Source organism: Vibrio sp. Isolate25, assembly GCF_022398025.1.
GTDB classification, from domain to species: domain Bacteria; phylum Pseudomonadota; class Gammaproteobacteria; order Enterobacterales; family Vibrionaceae; genus Vibrio; species Vibrio coralliilyticus_A.
This window is the reverse complement of record NZ_JAKEUT010000007.1, coordinates 138,245-154,360: the sequence shown is the minus strand read 5'-3', so window position 1 is coordinate 154,360 and position 16,116 is coordinate 138,245. Positions and strand designations below refer to the sequence as shown.

The 16,116-nt window shown below is 44.9% G+C and carries 17 protein-coding genes and 1 other RNA gene; 12 read left to right on the top strand and 6 right to left on the bottom strand.

Annotated features, from left to right (window positions below):
* Window positions 1–17 precede the first annotated feature (17 nt).
* From menB to L1D15_RS14965, 4 genes are all read left to right on the top strand, one after another.
* Window positions 18–884: a 1,4-dihydroxy-2-naphthoyl-CoA synthase gene (gene menB, locus L1D15_RS14980; RefSeq protein ID WP_239837338.1), complete on the top strand. Its 867-nt coding sequence runs from the start codon at window positions 18–20 to the stop codon at window positions 882–884.
* Between the two features lie 125 nt (window positions 885–1,009).
* Window positions 1,010–1,996, top strand: a complete 987-nt coding sequence (gene menC / locus L1D15_RS14975; protein ID WP_239876299.1) for an o-succinylbenzoate synthase — start codon at window positions 1,010–1,012, stop codon at window positions 1,994–1,996.
* Complete coding sequence (gene menE, locus L1D15_RS14970) at window positions 1,996–3,369, top strand: o-succinylbenzoate--CoA ligase (RefSeq protein WP_239876298.1); 1,374 nt, start codon at window positions 1,996–1,998, stop codon at window positions 3,367–3,369. Before menC ends, menE begins: the two co-directional genes overlap by 1 nt.
* Before the next feature lie 160 nt (window positions 3,370–3,529).
* Window positions 3,530–3,703 (top strand): hypothetical protein, encoded by a 174-nt coding sequence (locus L1D15_RS14965; protein ID WP_239865781.1) that lies wholly within the window; start codon window positions 3,530–3,532, stop codon window positions 3,701–3,703.
* On the opposite strand, the gene L1D15_RS14960 is transcribed toward L1D15_RS14965, so the two are convergent.
* The 3 genes from L1D15_RS14960 to L1D15_RS14950 all read right to left on the bottom strand — a co-directional run bounded on the left by L1D15_RS14960 (window position 3,700) and on the right by L1D15_RS14950 (window position 7,223).
* A complete protein-coding gene (locus L1D15_RS14960) occupies window positions 3,700–4,623 on the bottom strand; it encodes a putative sulfate exporter family transporter (RefSeq protein WP_239876297.1) in 924 nt (307 codons plus the stop codon). The two genes, L1D15_RS14965 and L1D15_RS14960, sit on opposite strands and share 4 nt — an antisense overlap.
* A gap of 110 nt (window positions 4,624–4,733) precedes the next feature.
* Window positions 4,734–6,605 carry an MFS transporter gene (locus L1D15_RS14955; RefSeq protein ID WP_239876296.1) on the bottom strand — a complete coding sequence of 624 codons (1,872 nt, stop codon included), beginning with the start codon at window positions 6,603–6,605 and terminating at the stop codon, window positions 4,734–4,736.
* A gap of 27 nt (window positions 6,606–6,632) precedes the next feature.
* The gene (locus L1D15_RS14950) at window positions 6,633–7,223 is read right to left on the bottom strand and encodes a TetR-like C-terminal domain-containing protein (RefSeq protein WP_239876295.1); all 591 of its coding nucleotides are present in this window, start codon (window positions 7,221–7,223) and stop codon (window positions 6,633–6,635) included.
* Window positions 7,224–7,415: 192 nt separating this feature from the next.
* Here L1D15_RS14950 and L1D15_RS14945 point away from each other — a divergent pair, with 192 nt between their 5' ends.
* On the top strand, window positions 7,416–8,294 hold the full coding sequence (locus L1D15_RS14945) for a Tim44 domain-containing protein (RefSeq protein ID WP_239876294.1): 879 nt from the start codon (window positions 7,416–7,418) through the stop codon (window positions 8,292–8,294).
* A 101-nt stretch (window positions 8,295–8,395) separates the two neighbouring features.
* Complete coding sequence (locus L1D15_RS14940; protein WP_239837330.1) at window positions 8,396–8,716, top strand: DUF1244 domain-containing protein; 321 nt, start codon at window positions 8,396–8,398, stop codon at window positions 8,714–8,716.
* A gap of 74 nt (window positions 8,717–8,790) precedes the next feature.
* Here the strand turns inward: L1D15_RS14940 and L1D15_RS14935 are convergent, their stop codons facing one another.
* Window positions 8,791–9,855 (bottom strand): PLP-dependent cysteine synthase family protein, encoded by a 1,065-nt coding sequence (locus L1D15_RS14935; protein WP_239865790.1) that lies wholly within the window; start codon window positions 9,853–9,855, stop codon window positions 8,791–8,793.
* A gap of 120 nt (window positions 9,856–9,975) precedes the next feature.
* Between L1D15_RS14935 and L1D15_RS14930 the strand changes: the two genes are divergently transcribed.
* Window positions 9,976–10,443, top strand: coding sequence for an Lrp/AsnC family transcriptional regulator (locus L1D15_RS14930; protein ID WP_239837328.1), 468 nt, complete (start codon window positions 9,976–9,978; stop codon window positions 10,441–10,443).
* 122 nt (window positions 10,444–10,565) lie between these two features.
* Here L1D15_RS14930 and tesB read toward each other — a convergent pair whose 3' ends face one another.
* On the bottom strand, window positions 10,566–11,426 hold the full coding sequence (tesB, locus tag L1D15_RS14925) for an acyl-CoA thioesterase II (protein WP_239876293.1): 861 nt from the start codon (window positions 11,424–11,426) through the stop codon (window positions 10,566–10,568).
* A gap of 191 nt (window positions 11,427–11,617) precedes the next feature.
* On the opposite strand from tesB, the gene L1D15_RS14920 reads away from it, so the two are divergent.
* Entirely contained in the window at window positions 11,618–12,046 is a 429-nt protein-coding gene (locus L1D15_RS14920) for a YbaY family lipoprotein (RefSeq protein WP_239876292.1), read from the top strand.
* Window positions 12,047–12,070: 24 nt separating this feature from the next.
* Here L1D15_RS14920 and L1D15_RS14915 read toward each other — a convergent pair whose 3' ends face one another.
* Window positions 12,071–12,373: an MGMT family protein gene (locus tag L1D15_RS14915; protein ID WP_239876291.1), complete on the bottom strand. Its 303-nt coding sequence runs from the start codon at window positions 12,371–12,373 to the stop codon at window positions 12,071–12,073.
* 50 nt (window positions 12,374–12,423) lie between these two features.
* On the opposite strand from L1D15_RS14915, the gene L1D15_RS14910 reads away from it, so the two are divergent.
* The 4 genes from L1D15_RS14910 to L1D15_RS14895 all read left to right on the top strand — a co-directional run bounded on the left by L1D15_RS14910 (window position 12,424) and on the right by L1D15_RS14895 (window position 15,951).
* On the top strand, window positions 12,424–13,164 hold the full coding sequence (locus L1D15_RS14910; protein ID WP_239876290.1) for a hypothetical protein: 741 nt from the start codon (window positions 12,424–12,426) through the stop codon (window positions 13,162–13,164).
* A 177-nt stretch (window positions 13,165–13,341) separates the two neighbouring features.
* Window positions 13,342–15,333 (top strand): GGDEF domain-containing protein, encoded by a 1,992-nt coding sequence (locus tag L1D15_RS14905; protein ID WP_239876325.1) that lies wholly within the window; start codon window positions 13,342–13,344, stop codon window positions 15,331–15,333.
* A 120-nt stretch (window positions 15,334–15,453) separates the two neighbouring features.
* Window positions 15,454–15,550: signal recognition particle sRNA small type (ffs, locus tag L1D15_RS14900), an RNA gene on the top strand.
* A 227-nt stretch (window positions 15,551–15,777) separates the two neighbouring features.
* The gene (locus L1D15_RS14895; protein WP_239876289.1) at window positions 15,778–15,951 is read left to right on the top strand and encodes a hypothetical protein; all 174 of its coding nucleotides are present in this window, start codon (window positions 15,778–15,780) and stop codon (window positions 15,949–15,951) included.
* The last annotated feature ends 165 nt before the right edge of the window (window positions 15,952–16,116 follow it).

Here is a 16,116-nt window from a genome sequence, read left to right as displayed (position 1 = left end):
AACAAACAGGAATCACCATGGCAAAAACAGTCGGTATTTCAGAAGAAGAACTCTATGCTCCAGTGCACTGGAACGATTGCACGGGCGAATATGAAGATATTCAGTACCATAAATCCGAAGATGGTATCGCAAAGATCACCATTGCTCGTCCTCAAGTCCGCAATGCGTTTCGCCCTCAAACTGTCAAAGAGATGATTAACGCACTGGCTGATGCTCGTTACGATGAAGGCGTGGGTGTGATCATTTTGACAGGCCTTGGTGAAAAGGCTTTCTGCTCGGGTGGTGACCAAAAGATTCGTGGTGATTACGGCGGTTACCAAGACGATTCCGGCACTCACCACTTAAATGTATTGGACTTCCAGCGTCAAATTCGCACTTGCCCCAAACCCGTCATTGCGTCAGTAGCTGGCTGGGCAGTCGGCGGTGGCCATGTTTTACATATGATGTGTGACTTGACCATTGCCGCAGAAAACGCTCAGTTTGGTCAGACGGGGCCAAAAGTTGGTTCGTTTGATGGCGGCTGGGGTGCTTCATACATGGCTCGAATTGTTGGGCAAAAGAAAGCGCGCGAGATTTGGTTCCTATGCCGTTTCTATGATGCTCAAGAAGCACTGGATATGGGGCTAGTGAATACAGTTGTGCCTCTTGAAGAATTGGAAAAAGAAACGGTTCGTTGGTGTCGCGAAACTCTGCAGCACAGCCCGATGGCACTGCGTTGTCTCAAAGCTGCTCTGAATGCTGACTGTGATGGTCAGGCCGGTCTTCAAGAGTTGGCTGGTAATGCGACTATGATGTTCTATATGACTGAAGAAGGTCAGGAAGGGCGGAATGCGTTCAATGAAAAACGTCGGCCTGACTTTAATAAATTCCCTCGTAATCCTTGATGTGTTGTTTTTGGTTAATGCGTGAAGATAAAAGTGCTTAACTCAATACTTTTATCTGCCATTGAAGCCCAAAATAGTGAACAGCATAGATTGAAGATTACAAAATAATTAGAAGGGATATTGGTATGAGAACAGCCAAGCTGTATCGCTACAAGCTGCCGATGGACAGCGGTGTGATACTGAGAGAGCAAAGACTCATGGAACGAGAAGGCTTTGTGGTTGTACTAGAAAACAACGGGGAAATCGGTAGAGGTGAAATTGCACCTCTACCGGGGTTTAGTATTGAGAGTATGGATGAGGTTTCATCTCAACTAATAGAGCAGCTAGCCATGTGGCAGAGTGGTAAACCCTTTGATGATAAGGAGTTGTACCCCTCTGTGGCTTTTGGGCTATCTATGGCTGAGCTGGAACTGAACAATGGCCTCCCTGACATGGGGTGCTATCAGGCTGCACCTTTGTGTTCAGGTGATCCGGATGAACTGCTGCCTAAGCTCCACAGTATGCAAGGTGAGAAAGTAGCCAAGATCAAAGTAGGGTTGTATGAACCTGTCCGCGATGGGCTCATCGTCAGCCTGTTTTTGGAGTCCATTCCAGACCTTACGCTAAGGCTAGATGCCAATCGCGCTTGGACGGCCGAGAAAGCGCAACAATTTGCTAAAAAGATAGCGCCTTCATTGCGTCAAAGAATTGCGTTTGTTGAAGAGCCGTGCCAAGCACCGGGGGATAGCTTCTCTTTTGCGATTAATACGGGTATCGCGATTGCTTGGGATGAAACCCTTCAACACGCCATTCGCAAGGATGATTTCAAACTCGAGGACTTTAACGGTGCTAAAGCCATTGTGATTAAGCCTACCCTTATTGGCTCTGTCGAACGCTGTGTCGAGCTCATAGAAGAGGCTAAAAAGTTGGGGATCAAGCCGATTATCAGCTCCAGTATAGAATCGAGTTTAGGTCTGACTCAATTGGCTCGCTTTGCCCACTGGCAATTGCCAGAAGAAGTTCCAGGCTTAGATACGATAGGTCTGTTTGCACAGCAGCTAGAAGTTACTTGGCCTGGCTGTGATCTTCCGGTGACTTCTCTGTCAGATCAGTCACTAATCTGGCAATCTTAATGCACAACCAACTTTCTCCTTTGAAACAATGGGCTCAGTCGAGCCCATCTTCATTTGCTCTGGATCATCAAGATCAGCAATACTCTTGGGCTGAGTTGGCTGATCTTGTCGATGAAGTGGCGTCCAATCTTTGTGAGCAGGGTCTAGTACAAGGTGATGTGTTTACCTGCATTAGTAAAAACAACTTAGATTTATTACTCGCGTACTTGGCTTGTATGGAAATTGGAGCAATATGCGCATTGGCCATGCCGCAAACACAAGCGGAGCTTGAAACCAAGCTAAAGTCACTTTACCCCTCTTGTATTGAGCCTAAAGTCTGGGTATCGAAATCTGATTCACTGCTATCTTCATTGTCGACATTTGATGTCGGACGTTCAAATTCTTATCACTATTGCTCAGGTTATCAGCCAGATAATATCGCCTCTATCGTGTTTACCTCAGGTTCAACGGGCAATCCCAAAGCGGTTGCACACACTAACGCGCAACATATTGCTTCTGCCTCTGGTCTATTGGAAGTGTTTTCTTTTAAACAGGACGATTGTTGGTTGCTAAGTTTGCCTATGTATCATGTGTCTGGGTTAGCCATCGTCTATCGTTGGTTGTATGTTGGGGCTACATTGAAACTAGGAAGCGGAGTTCTGATTGAAGATATTCGTCAAGTGACTCACGCATCGCTGGTGGCTACGCAATTACAACGTCTTTTGGAGAGTGGTTCGCCACTTGATTTAACCCATGTCTTACTCGGCGGGAGCCATGTCCCATTGTCCTTAAGCCAAAAAGCAGCACAGCAGGGGGTGGAAACCTGGTTGGGCTATGGGATGACTGAAGCAGCGTCAACCGTGACGGCAAAAAGAATCGACAATCGCGACTCAGCAGGCAAAACCTTACCTAAACGTCGAATCCGGCTTAAAGGGCAAAGAATCTACATTGGCGGTGAAACTCTGGCTTGTGGTTACTATCGATGTGGGGTTGTGGAGCCTATTACACGCGATGGATGGTTTGACAGTAAAGACTTAGGTGAGTGGGTTGAAGGCGAACTCAAAATTATTGGTCGAGCTGACAATTTATTTATCTCAGGTGGTGAAAATATTCATTGTGAAGAAATTGAAGCAGTGCTTAACCGACTTCCCTACATCGTGCAGTCAGTCGTGATCCCTGTGGAAGACAGCGAGTTTGGCCATCGCCCAGTTGCAGTGATTCAAGGAAAGCACTCTCTAGACGTTGTGAACATTGAGCAGGAACTCAGTAAAGCTTTGACACGCTTCAAATGGCCAGTTGCTTACTATGAGATGCCAGAATCACTGTATCAGTCAGGAATTAAAGTTTCTCGGAAAGCGGTAAAAGATTGGCTTTTGAGTCAGCTAGACCAGTAAAGTGATGCGCCAGTTGTAGCGCCACTTCAAATATTGTCGTTAATGGACAGGCAACTTAGTTGAAATGGATCTTTCATAGTCCAAATCTGAATTTATCAAACTTATAACTCTATCTCATAATAATTTCGGAAATATGAGGATATGGATATAAGAGGCGCGGATGAAAGCCGTTATCGTGTTGGCAATATTGATTCAGATTCTGGTTGCTGTGCAAAGTGAAGGATTAGTACGCTCACTGGCGGAATTATCTGCGTTTGTTTTTGTCGTTGCTTTGGTACTGAGGTATCAAAGGCACAAGCGCAGAAAGCTGAAAGTAGAACCAGAAGAGCTTTAACTGAGCGTTAGCCATGTCAGTGAGCTGACAGAGATCGCAATCCACAATGTAATACCGAACATCAGAGGTTTTGGCCCAGCGGACTTGATCTTTTCCACCGAAATTCCGCAGCCAATCAAAAACAAACACACTACCAACGTCCGTTTCGCGATATCAAATATCCCTTGATAAACCACCTCAAACTGAGGAAATAGATCGCTTATTGCGATAGCAGCACAGTAGAAAAAGATGAAGTAGGGGATAGTGATTTTCTTCGAGTCACTGCGGAATAAAAAGGCGCTGAACAATGCAACCGGAATAATCCAAAGTGCTCGCGCAAGTTTTAAGGTTGTTGCGGTGGTAAGTGCTTCCTCACCGTAGGCGGATGCCGCGCCAACGACGGACGAAGTGTCATGAATAGCAATCGCTGCCCATATGCCGAAAGTCTGTTGGTCGAGGTTTAATGCATGACCAATCACTGGGAAGATAAATAATGCGATGGAGTTTAGGACAAAAACCGTTGCTAGAGAAAGGCCGATTTGTTCATCATTTGCTTTGATGGCAGGGGAAACAGCCGCAATCGCACTACCGCCACAGATTGCTGTTCCAGAAGAAATCAGGTAACCCGTTTCTGCATTGAGGCCAATGGCTTTTGCTGCCCACCAGCCTATGAACAAAGTGCCGATAATAGTGGTAATGATAAGACCTATACCATCTGAGGTAACAGCAAGGGCAGTTTTGAATTGAATGCCGAAGCCCAAACCGACGATTGAATAAGCCAATAGTTTTTTGGTCACTTTTGCTAGATTAAAATCGTGCGGTACCATGCCCAATGAAGCCAACAGAAAACCAATCACCAATGCGGTTGGTGAGGTAATCCATGGTGTTAGGCATACGATTAAGGCTAACCAGAATAGCAGTGGCTTTTTCATCGTTGTCATTACAAAAAATAGCAGTCAAAGCAGTCGGTGAGTGTAACGAAATCCGGCCGATTAGTAGATTTGAATGAATTGAACATACGTTCAGATTTAATGAACGTATGTTCGCGGAATTATTTCCAATCACCTCGTAATTTAGCTACTTTCGCTTGCATCAGAGCTGTGTTAGCCGCGGATGGCTTGACGGGCTGACCTGCTTCGATCTCTAACTTAGACCAAAAGCGAGTAGGCAATCCACTGCAGGCTTTGCCTTTATAGCGGCTAAAGAAACTGCCCCACAACCCTTTAATTGCCATTGGGATCACAGGAACAGGGCTACGCTTGAGGATGATATCCATGCCGCGCATAAAGTCGTTCATCTCCCCATCGTCAGTTAAGCGGCCTTCTGGAAAAATACACACGAGGTGACCTTCGCTAAGCGCTTGTTCAATCTCACTAAAAGCTGTACGAATGGAACGGCGATTGGATGCGGAAATGGGGATAACACCTGCACGTTTGAGAAATCGACGCAGAGGTGGCAGGTTGGCGTAGTCTTCTTCCATGACAAAACGGATCAGTCTAGGGCAAACGGCACTCAATAGTAATGCATCCATATAACTCACGTGATTACAAACAATTAATGCCCCCCCTTGTTCAGGCAGGTGGTGTAGGTTTTTATGCTTCACCCGATACATGGTATGCGTGAGAATCCAGACGATGAATCGTACCGCAAAAATGGGTACGCGTAGGAATAGAGTCACCGCTACCACCAGATTCATTACTGCCAGTAGAAGAAATAGTTGAGGAATACTTATGCCAATGAGGGCAAGGCAGACAATGCCGAGGACCGCACTACCTACCATAAATAGAGAGTTATAGATGTTGAGCGCAGCAATGACCTGAGCTCGTTCCGTGACTTTGGCGCGCTGTTGCATCAATGCGTATAAAGGGACGATAAAAACGCCCCCAGATGCCCCAAGTAGTAGCAGTGATATAAATACTGGCCACAGGGGCTGATAAGCGACAAAGTCGGTGAAAGTCTCAAATTCAGGCAAGTTAGCAGGGACAGACATCGCCATTAAGACACCAAACGCGCTAATTCCTAAACTGCCAAGAGGGACGATTCCGATTTCAATTCTATGGTTAGACAATTTATCACAAGCGAGCGAGCCTGCAGCAATACCGACAGAGAAAAGAGCCAACAAAAACGAGACCGCACTTTCGCTACCATTGAGGTAAATTTTAGTGAAGTTAGGGAATTGAGTCAGATAGGCGGCCCCTAAGAACCAGAACCAGCTAATTGCCATCAAAGCTTGGAAAACCGTCTTATCGGACTTGGCAATAGCGATGGTGTTACGGGTTTGCTTGACGGGCTGCCAGCGGAATTTCAAGTTTGGCGCACAGGCGGGGGCTTCGGGAATTGAGCGACTCGATAGGTAACCAAAGAGCGCGAATACCACCACGCTTGCTGCGGCGATATATTTTGCACTCTCTGCAGAGGCGATAAGGCCTGCCCCCAATGTGCCGAGAAGAATGGCGAGGAAGGTCCCTGTCTCAACCAAGGCATTACCCGGTACCAGCTCTTGCGGCTTAAGTTGCTGAGGTAATAACGCATATTTTACTGGGCCAAAAAATGCGGATTGTGTCCCCATTAAGAACAGCAAAATTAACAGGATGATGTAGCTTTCGGTAATAAAACCAATTGCCCCTAGGCACATGATGCCAATTTCAGCGAGCTTAACTTTGCGAATGAACCAAGACTTTTCGTATTTATCGGCTAATACTCCTGCGGAGGCAGAGAAAAGGAAGAAAGGCAAAATGAATAAGCCTGCCGCTAGGTTGATGAATAAATCACTGGAGATAGGTAAGGCTCCCGCACCCGCGAAAGCAACAAAGAGCAGTAATACGTTCTTGAAGATATTGTCGTTAAAAGCCCCAAAAAACTGGGTGATAAAGTAGGGCAGAAATCGTCTCTGCCCTAAAAGAGAGGTTTGGCTGTTTGGCATGATGATCCTTGTTCCTTTAGGATGCGATTACCAGTTCGCGATGTAATGAGAGAGTAAGTTGTCTATCAGCTCTTTGCCGTCAATAGGCTCAGCTGCGAAGAATTTATCGTCAACGCTTAGTAAAGTAATACCATGAACACCAGACCACAGCACACGGCTGGCTTGCAACACTTCCTTTTCGGAGCGATGAGGGGCAATGATTTGCAAGAGTTGCTCGAGCATACCTGTCATATTATCAATGCGTTCAGCTTGCCATTCAGGTAGGGTTTCCCCATTCATGTTGTGCTCAAAGATCAGCTGCCAGCGGTGTGGGTGGCGCTGGGCAAAATCGTGATAGCAATAGGCGAGTTCATATAAGGCGGTTTTAGGGTTTTGGCTTTGTGCCACAACCCCTTTTGCTTCATTGGCAAGTTCATCGAGAGTTTGTGCCACAGCGTGGAGTAGCAATAAATTATAGTTGCCAAAAACATTAACCAATGTGCTGGGCACGTAGCCGATCATATTCGCCACCTTTCGCAGACTTAACTCGTGATAGGAGTTTTCGCTGAGGAACTCTTTGACAGTATCTAAAGTGAGAGCGATAAGCTCTTCACGCGTATGATCGTTTCTACGGGCCATGACAAAATTTCAAAAATGAACAACGTTCAATATTCTAATAAGGCTGTGTGATAAGCGCAACTGACTATGTTCGAATTTGCAATACTTTGATACACGTATTCGTCTTTCGCATATTTCATTCTTTAGAGACAAAAGTTACTATTGCTTAATAAGTATAATTCTTACCTTATACAGGAAACCCTAAGGAAAAATATGAAACGACTTTTTTCCCTCGTTGCTTTGCTAATGATGTCTGTTGCTATTGCTCCTATCGCGGAAGCGAAGAAGTTTGGCGGCGGTAAGTCATTTGGTAAGAGCTTTAAAACAGCTCCTGCACCTAAGCAACAACAGCAAAACACAAACACGATTGGTAAAGATCAGGGCACCAAGACGCAAGGGTCCAGTAAAAAAGGATTGATGGGGGGCCTACTGGGTGGCCTTTTAGCGGGTGGCTTACTCGCAGCATTCTTTGGTGGCGCGTTTGAGGGTATTCAGTTCATGGATATTCTTATCATGGGCTTGATTGCTTTTGTTATCTTCAAATTGATGAGAGGGTTGCTTGGCTCCAAGCAAGGCAGCATGAATCAGCAGAGACAACAGCCTGCATTTGGTGGTTCAGCACCAAAGTTTGAACAACCGAACGTTCATAACTTTGAGCAGCAGCCTCAAACAGGTGGTCAAAGTGGATTCGGCTTTGGCTCACAAACGGATATTCCACACAACTACCCACCAGGTTTTGATCAGTCAGCATTTATTAATGGTGCGCGTGAGCATTACCGTATTCTGCAAGGTGCATGGAACCACAACCAACTTGAAACGATTGAAGAGTATGTCTCTCCGAGCTTGTTTGAAGACCTAAAAGCAGAACGTGCGAAACTAGATGGTGAGCAACACACTGATGTGATGTACGTCGATGCAGAAATCGTTCGAGCTGACCATGATGCAAGCAAAGCGCAGCTTAGCTTACAGTTTAGCGGCCGCTACCGTGATGCAGTGGAAGATGTTGAAGAAAACATTGAAGACATCTGGCACCTTGAGCGTGACCTAACGGTACCTAACGCTCCATGGTTGATTGTCGGTATTCAAGGTTAAGCACAATTTGTAATAAACGCCCAAGCCAAATGCTTGGGCGTTTTTGTATTGGGCCAAGACTTGATAAGATAATCGATACAGAACAACAATAGGTAAGTAAAGTGGCTGAATTTAAATATAAAAACCTTTCACAAGAAGAGCAGGATAAACTGGATGCAGCGGTGTTTCGTCGTTTACTCTCTCATCTTGATGAGAATAAAGACGTGCAGAATATTGATCTGATGATCCTTGCAGGGTTCTGCCGTAACTGTTTCAGTAAGTGGTACAAAGCGGAAGCGGATACCCAGGGTTTTGAGCTGGATATTGATGATGCACGTGAACGTGTCTATGGCATGACTTACGATGAGTGGAAACAAAACCACCAGCCGAAAGCGACACCTGAACAACTTGCGGCTTTCGAAGCGCGCCAGAAAAAAAGCTGATTTGGGTATACCGATATGAAAGCGCCACTCAGATGAGTGGCGCTCGTATTTCCAACTGACGTTGTTATTGTTATCTAGATTTGGCCAGTTGCTTCAAACGTTTCTAATTTCGTGAGATAAGGTTGCAAATCGCCGATGTTTTCTTCAATCCACTGACTATTGTAGTACGTATCTAGGTATCGCTCCCCACTATCACATAGTAGCGTCACTATTGACCCTGTTTCACCACGCGATTTCATTTCGCTTGCCAGTTGAAGAACACCGTAAAGGTTCGTCCCTGTAGAGGCACCAACTTTGCGGCCAAGAATTTTTTCTAACCAGTGCGCAGTCGCAACGGAAGCAGCGTCTGGAATTGTACGCATTTCGTCAATCACACCCGGTATAAAACTTGGCTCAACACGCGGACGGCCAATTCCTTCAATCTTACTACCACAATCGCCTTTTAGCTCAGAGTTGCCGGTTTTGAAGAACTCATGGAATACAGAGTTTTCTGGGTCGACAACACAAAGCTTGGTTGAGTGTTTCTGATAGCGGATAAAGCGGCCTATTGTTGCGGAAGTTCCTCCTGTTCCTGGGCTCATCACAACCCAAGTTGGTACAGGGTTATCTTCAAGTTCCATCTGGCTAAAAATAGAATTTGCGATGTTGTTGTTACCGCGCCAGTCAGTTGCGCGTTCAGCGTAGGTGAACTGATCCATATAGTGACCGTTAAGCTCTTTGGCTAAACGATGTGACTCAGCGTAGATCTGATCGGAACGCTCCACTAGGTGAGCTTGGCCTCCATAGAACTCAATCTGTTCAATTTTCTTCTTAGCGGTACATTTAGGCATGACGGCTATGAACGGCAATCCAAGTAAACGAGCAAAATACGCTTCTGATACAGCGGTACTGCCAGATGATGATTCAATGATAGTGGTTTCGGGACCGACCCAGCCATTACAAATGGCATAGAGAAAGAGCGAACGAGCCAGACGGTGTTTTAGGGAGCCTGTTGGGTGTGTGCTCTCATCTTTCAGGTAAATATCAATACCTTCCACGCTGGGTAAGTCGAGCTTGATCAAGTGAGTATCCGCTGAACGTTGGAAGTCGGCCTCAATTTTTCGAATCGCATTATTAATCCAGTTGTGGTCTGTACACATGAAACATCTCCTTAGCATCGTTATGCTAATAATTTATCTATATAATAGGAGAAATACTTTGCCTTATTGCCTTTAATTTGCTTTATTTGGAGAAAATTTTTCTATCATGAGGCGGTGGGCATGGAGCTGGATAAAGTGGACCGAAAGATCCTTGCGTTGTTACAACAAGATGGAACTTTGTCATTAAATGAACTGGCAGAAGCGGTGAATTTAACGACAACACCGTGTTGGAAACGGTTAAAAAAGCTAGAAGAATCGGGTGTGATTGAAAAGCGAGTGGCGTTGCTCAATCCAGAAAAACTGGATTTATCCTTTACTGCCTTTGTGTTGGTGAAAACCAGCGATCATTCTCATGAGTGGTACAGCCAGTTTGTGTCTACGGCCTCTGATTTTCCTGAGGTGATGGAGTTTTATCGAATGGCTGGAGAATACGACTACATGATGAAAGTTCAGGTCAAAGATATGCAGTGCTTTGATAACTTTTATAAAAAGTTAGTCAACTCCGTTGCTGGTATATCCAATGTGACCTCCACTTTTGCCATGGAACCTCTCAAATACACGACAGCGTTACCAATTGGAGAAGCTTAAGAAAGAACGAGGTGGGTAAAGCTTAACAGGTCGTTGAGTAGTGAGTCCTGATGAGGTGCTCAAAGTAAACTTGATTTCTTTGAGCACTCAAGAGTTTGATATAGTGTCGCCTTGGGGAGGAGTTACTTGGTAAACCTCATCACCCCTTCCTGAACCGCAGAAGCTACTAGGTGGCCTTGACGGTTATAGATCTCCCCTCGAACTAAGCCGCGAGTGTTACTTGCGGTAGGGCTCTCAATGACATACAGCAGCCATTCATCCATCTTAAAGGGCCGATGAAACCATATCGAGTGGTCGATGGTTGCTACTTGAAAATGCGGCGTCATCAATGACACACCGTGTGGGTGAAGTGCTGTCACTAGAAAACCCCAGTCAGAGGCGTAGCCCAGTAAGTATTGATGGATTAATTGGTTATCTGGTATTTCTCCGTTGGCTTTAATCCACAGATACTGTTTCGGATCTGTTTTATGTGGTTTGAGTGGATTCACAACGTTAACAGGGCGTGTTTCTATGGGCTTTTCACCGCAAAACGCCGTTTTAATCTTCTCTGGCAAAAATTCAGCAATTTTCTCTGCGAGCTCTGATTCAGATGCATAATTCTCGGGGCCTGGGATATCAGGCATCGTATTTTGATGCTCAAAGCCCGGAGCCTCACCATGGTAAGAAGCGGTGAGGTAAAAAATAGGGCGACCATTTTGAATCGCCTTGACGCGACGAGTACTAAAGCTTCGGCCATCTCTCAAGTTTTCAACATCATATACGATAGGCTTCTCAGGATCGCCAGGATAGAGAAAATAGCTGTGGAATGAATGCACCGTACGATCGTCTGCAACAGTGTATCTCGCGGCGGATAAAGCCTGACCAATCACTTGTCCCCCATATACTTGAGGCAGTCCTAGATTCTCACTTTGGCCTCTGAAAAGCCCTTCCTCCAGCTTTTCAAGTTGCAATAATTCCAGAAGTTCCTTGAGAGGCTTGCTCATTCAAACACCTTTAATAAATGAATCAATATAGGTTATTTTAAGCATAAATTGATAAGTTAAACAGTTGATTGAACAATAAGTTATAAAAATATTTTTAATGTCGGCTCTGCATAGTGATTAGGGTTAGCGTCATGACAAATCTGAGCTTGAAACTTATAATCTTCAGAGTTTGAATGGTTTAGAGAGTCTCTATGAAAAAAGTATTAACGCTAATCATCTCTACTTTCCTTGGCTTGACCATGCTTGGTTGCCAGTCTCCTGAGAAGCCTGCAGAGGAAACCAAAGTGAGCTCGATTACAGGAACTATTTCATATCGTGAACGTATTGCTTTGCCTAAGCATGCACTGGTGACGGTGACCCTACAAGATGTGTCTTTGGCTGATGCTCCTGCTCAGGTTATTGCTAAGCATCGATTTGAGACGAGTGGCATTCAAGTGCCAGTTGAATTTGATTTAGCGTTTGACCCAAGAAAAATACAGGCTCGCCATACATATAGTGTGAGTGCTCGTATTGAGGTGGATGGACGACTTCGTTTCATCACTGACACTACTTACCCAGTGATTACTGAACCACACCAAACTAGCCATGTCGATATGATGTTAATTGGTGTAAGAAACTGAGTTTGGCTGGCTACCGATGGCAGTCTAGGGCTGCCATCGGTACTTTCGGAGGCTGATTTTTCCATCGTTTGTCACTTCAACATCCTCAGAAATCAACAACTCCCTTTGTCTCACCAAATCTTCACTTTTGAGCGATATCCTACCTTGACTATTAATGACTCGGAACCAAGGCAGTTTGGAATCATGAGGTAGTTTTCCGAGAGCTTTTCCTACGTGCCTTGCGTACCCAGGGTAGCCAGCCAGTTTGGCGACTTCTCCGTAAGTGGTTACTTTTCCACACGGAATTTGGTGAATCACCGCAAAGATTTGCATTAAAAACTGGTCCATAATGATTTTGTCCTAGTTCGATTTTTCCATGGAAGGGATAAGGAGAGGGCATGGTATTTTCTACTTTTCAGTTCTTAGTGACAACCTTGTTGGCTGTTGTTTGTGCTCGAGCTATCAGCCTTAGTGATGGAGACATTCCAGTCTTGGCATTGGTGATTCCAGCGTTGTGGGTATTTCCGCAAGGAGGCGTTGTCGGACTTATTTTGATGGCCGCTCTGACAACTTATGGCTTGACATTACCCTATCAGCCGATCGCGCTGTCGATCAGTCAATGGATATTATTTCCATTATTGATGGTCGTCTTTTCAAGGCGCAGTAGCATAGGCGTGTTGCTTATGGCTGCGTTGATAGTCGTGACGCTTCAAGTCGGTATCATGGTCACTCAAGCTGGGGGGAAGCTTGGCGGAGAGCCCATGATCACAGTAGTACAAACATTATCAGTGGTGGTGATTTGGTGGGCGGCAACGCACTGGCAATCTAACAATAAGCACAGTTGGTGGGCCTTGGGATTAATATTGCCACTTTGGATGGCAGACTTATCTTATGCTGCGTTAGTCGCACTTTGCATCACAGGCATCATCGCTGCAATGGAGAGCTTAGCGAAATTAGAGAGCTTTCGTTGGAGCAAACTATTGTGCTGGACATTACCTACAGTGGGGTTTGCAGCGTTAGTCGTCACACCTAGTGTAGATGTCCCTAATCCGGTCTTTGTGGTGTGGATATGCCTTCTCGGGACGGCTTGGATGACTGATTATATTTTGCGCAGCTCCGATGAGGAAGCGGATCTATAGTATTTAACAATGCTTTGCATTTAAACTATGTGTTAGAGCGATTTTACTTATCTATGCCAGAGTTGCGCATATTTTGAATATTACTGATTGTGTCTGCACGATAGTAATCACTGCAGTGGTGAAGCCTTTTTGTTGTTTTCTATACCTAAAAAAAGAAATATTAATTGGGTAGTGGGCCTGTTTCTGGCTATCTGTTTTTTGCCAGCTCAAGCACAGACTCCACCTTATAAAGTTGCGGTAGAAGCCGACGATGTTGTTACTCGCGTTTTATTTGATGCTGTTGCGTCTGAGTTTCGACTTGATATCGAATATGTTTATTACCCAAGTTTTGACGCTATTCTCAAGTCTGTGAAAACAGGGAACAGTGATTTTGCAGCCAATGTTACCTATACCCCAGACAGGGCGCTCTATTTCGATTTTTCCGGCCCGACCAATATTGAGTATACCTACGTATACAGCCTAGATAATGCCACATTAGATAAGTTATACACTGTAGGTGTGCCTAAAGGAACGATTTACCGAGAGCTGATAGAAGCTGCTTTTCCGTCGATGACTTTGGTTGAGTATTCAGGACAAGAAGAAGCTATGCAGTTGCTGCAGTCCGGCACCGTCGATGGAGTCGTAGATGCGATTAACCAACTTAAACCTATGTTGCTAGCAGGGTTTGATGCCCAACTGCTTAATCATCAGATCTCCATTAAACCGGTTTCCATTGTTTCCACTAAAGGTCGTCATACTCAGCTGCTTAGGACGATTGAACATTATATTCATGGTGCTGAGGTTCAGAAGCTATTACGTGAATCCATCCGTCAATACCAGTTTGAAATACGGCAACAAGCATTGAGGCAGGCCGTACTTAATAGCGGTATCAACTTTAATCGGCCGCTTAGGGTTAAAATCGAAAACATTGGTCAGTATGCCACTTATCATAGTGATGGCTCGATGACAGGGATCACCGCTGATATTGTTCTTAAAGCATGCGATATTCTAATGTTGAATTGTCAGCTTGAAAGTACCGCAGATGAATCTTGGGAAAGTATGTATGGTGATTTGCTTGCTAAGCGAATTGATGTGCTTTCTCCGATTGCTATTTCAGAAGCTCGCAAAGACTTAGTGTACTACAGTGACCCATACTATCGGCCTGAAGCAATACTGGTTAAACGTGAAGGCTATAAAGACAATGTATACAGTAATGTCTCAGAATTAATCATCGAGCGTATTGGTGTAGTGAAGGACGATTATTATGAAGAGTTGCTGAGAGGGCTACTCCCCAAGAAAGCGCTGTTGACGTACGACAGCAGTGAATCGCAGCTACAGGCACTGATCAATCATGAGGTCGACTACATTGCGATCAGTCGAGCGAACTTTAATATACTGTTGCGAGAGTCAAAAGACTTACTCCCTCTGACTGAAGATCCATTAATAGGGGGGTACTACACTTCTGATATTGCGATCGGATTTGCCAAAAATCAGGTTGGTAAGTCATTAGCTCCCCTATTTAGTCGTGCATTAAAAATGATTGATACTGAGCGAATTGTAAAACGCTACGACTATCGGCCTGATTGGAAAGCTACTCTTCAGGCGGAGCAACGTTTTTCGCGTCAGAGCAGGGCGCTATTTATGTTGGTGCTAGGTTTCTTAGCCATCGTCGCGATTTATTTACACAGTCAGTCTAATACTGACAACCTGACTCGACTTAATAATCGACGTGCCATGCATAGGCGCTTTCGTTCAGGTATTAATGCTAATTATACCTTGCTCTATCTAGATATTAATCGCTTTAAGTTCATTAATGACACCTATGGCCACGAAATTGGTGATCAAGTTCTTCGAGCGTTGGCGGGCAAGATTGAACTCTATTGGAAGGGGTACGGCTATCGAATTGGTGGCGATGAATTTATACTTGTTGGCCAGCTAGATTCAGTCACACTAAATTCACTGTTAGGAAAACTTTCTAAAATTCATTTTGTTTCTGAAGATCATCAAGTCTCGTTGGATATTTCCATCGCGATTGGGGTGTCCTATCCACGAGAGCGTTTTATGGCGTTGCAAGAAGTTCTTAATGAGGCTGACCAAGCCATGTACGATCACAAAAGGAAAAAACATCACAGTATGATAAATCACCAGTCTGATGAGCAAAATGTTGTTCCTTTGACTAAGGGTGGTTAACGACTAAGCACTTGACACGAAAACGGGGTTAATATTAAGAATTTCCCTTGAATTACCCTCAGTGATGACTGATAATCCCCTCACTCCTTAGCCGTGCTAAGGAAACAGAATCTATGGAGGCCCTGGTCCTCCCGCAACAATAGCTCGTGAACTCGGTCAGGTCCGGAAGGAAGCAGCCGCAGCAAGTGACTTGTGTGCCGGGATGTGGCTGGGGCTTCCACCCATTCTTCGTCGCTAATATCATACTTGCCCCAATAAAATCATAACTTGTCCTTTTAAACCCCATATTAAACCCCATAAATCGTCCTAAGGTTATTTTGGTTGTTTTCTTACAACGAAAGTGACGTATATGTATATTCGTCATCTTTGTAAACCATCCCCTTAGCAAGAATATATAAGTTCTCGAGGATTGAGAACCGAGACATTGCCATGTGCGAGGGTGGTTTGAGAGAGCCTACTGATACCATCTTGAGTACGACCCAGACATTGTTCAATACGCATTTCAGTGGGGGGGCAAACCGAGTGGCGACTATCTCTACAGATTTTAATGATGACGGCATCCAAGATTACATTCACGACACAGAAACCCCAGATAGCACTGGTGCTCCGTGCTTATAGAGTAAACCAGTAATAGATTATGGTGTTAAATATCGACAAGCGATACGTCATGCCACTTTAATTGAAGCCATTCAAAACAAGACAGCTATCTCTGCGCAACCCAAGTGGAGTGATGTACTCATTGACGGTGAAAATGTTAGGGCGAGATAAGCCATTGGCAATGGT

Bases quoted from the DNA above. Each gene is read 5' to 3' on its own strand.
- menB (WP_239837338.1), top strand. From the start codon at position 18: ATGGCAAAAACAGTCGGTATTTCAGAAGAAGAACTCTATGCTCCAGTG.
- menC (WP_239876299.1), top strand. From the start codon at position 1,010: ATGAGAACAGCCAAGCTGTATCGCTACAAGCTGCCGATGGACAGCGGT.
- menE (WP_239876298.1), top strand. From the start codon at position 1,996: ATGCACAACCAACTTTCTCCTTTGAAACAATGGGCTCAGTCGAGCCCA.
- L1D15_RS14965 (WP_239865781.1), top strand. From the start codon at position 3,530: ATGAAAGCCGTTATCGTGTTGGCAATATTGATTCAGATTCTGGTTGCT.
- L1D15_RS14960 (WP_239876297.1), bottom strand. From the start codon at position 4,623: ATGACAACGATGAAAAAGCCACTGCTATTCTGGTTAGCCTTAATCGTA.
- L1D15_RS14955 (WP_239876296.1), bottom strand. From the start codon at position 6,605: ATGCCAAACAGCCAAACCTCTCTTTTAGGGCAGAGACGATTTCTGCCC.
- L1D15_RS14950 (WP_239876295.1), bottom strand. From the start codon at position 7,223: ATGGCCCGTAGAAACGATCATACGCGTGAAGAGCTTATCGCTCTCACT.
- L1D15_RS14945 (WP_239876294.1), top strand. From the start codon at position 7,416: ATGAAACGACTTTTTTCCCTCGTTGCTTTGCTAATGATGTCTGTTGCT.
- L1D15_RS14935 (WP_239865790.1), bottom strand. From the start codon at position 9,855: ATGTGTACAGACCACAACTGGATTAATAATGCGATTCGAAAAATTGAG.
- L1D15_RS14930 (WP_239837328.1), top strand. From the start codon at position 9,976: ATGGAGCTGGATAAAGTGGACCGAAAGATCCTTGCGTTGTTACAACAA.
- tesB (WP_239876293.1), bottom strand. From the start codon at position 11,426: ATGAGCAAGCCTCTCAAGGAACTTCTGGAATTATTGCAACTTGAAAAG.
- L1D15_RS14920 (WP_239876292.1), top strand. From the start codon at position 11,618: ATGAAAAAAGTATTAACGCTAATCATCTCTACTTTCCTTGGCTTGACC.
- L1D15_RS14915 (WP_239876291.1), bottom strand. From the start codon at position 12,373: ATGGACCAGTTTTTAATGCAAATCTTTGCGGTGATTCACCAAATTCCG.
- L1D15_RS14910 (WP_239876290.1), top strand. From the start codon at position 12,424: ATGGTATTTTCTACTTTTCAGTTCTTAGTGACAACCTTGTTGGCTGTT.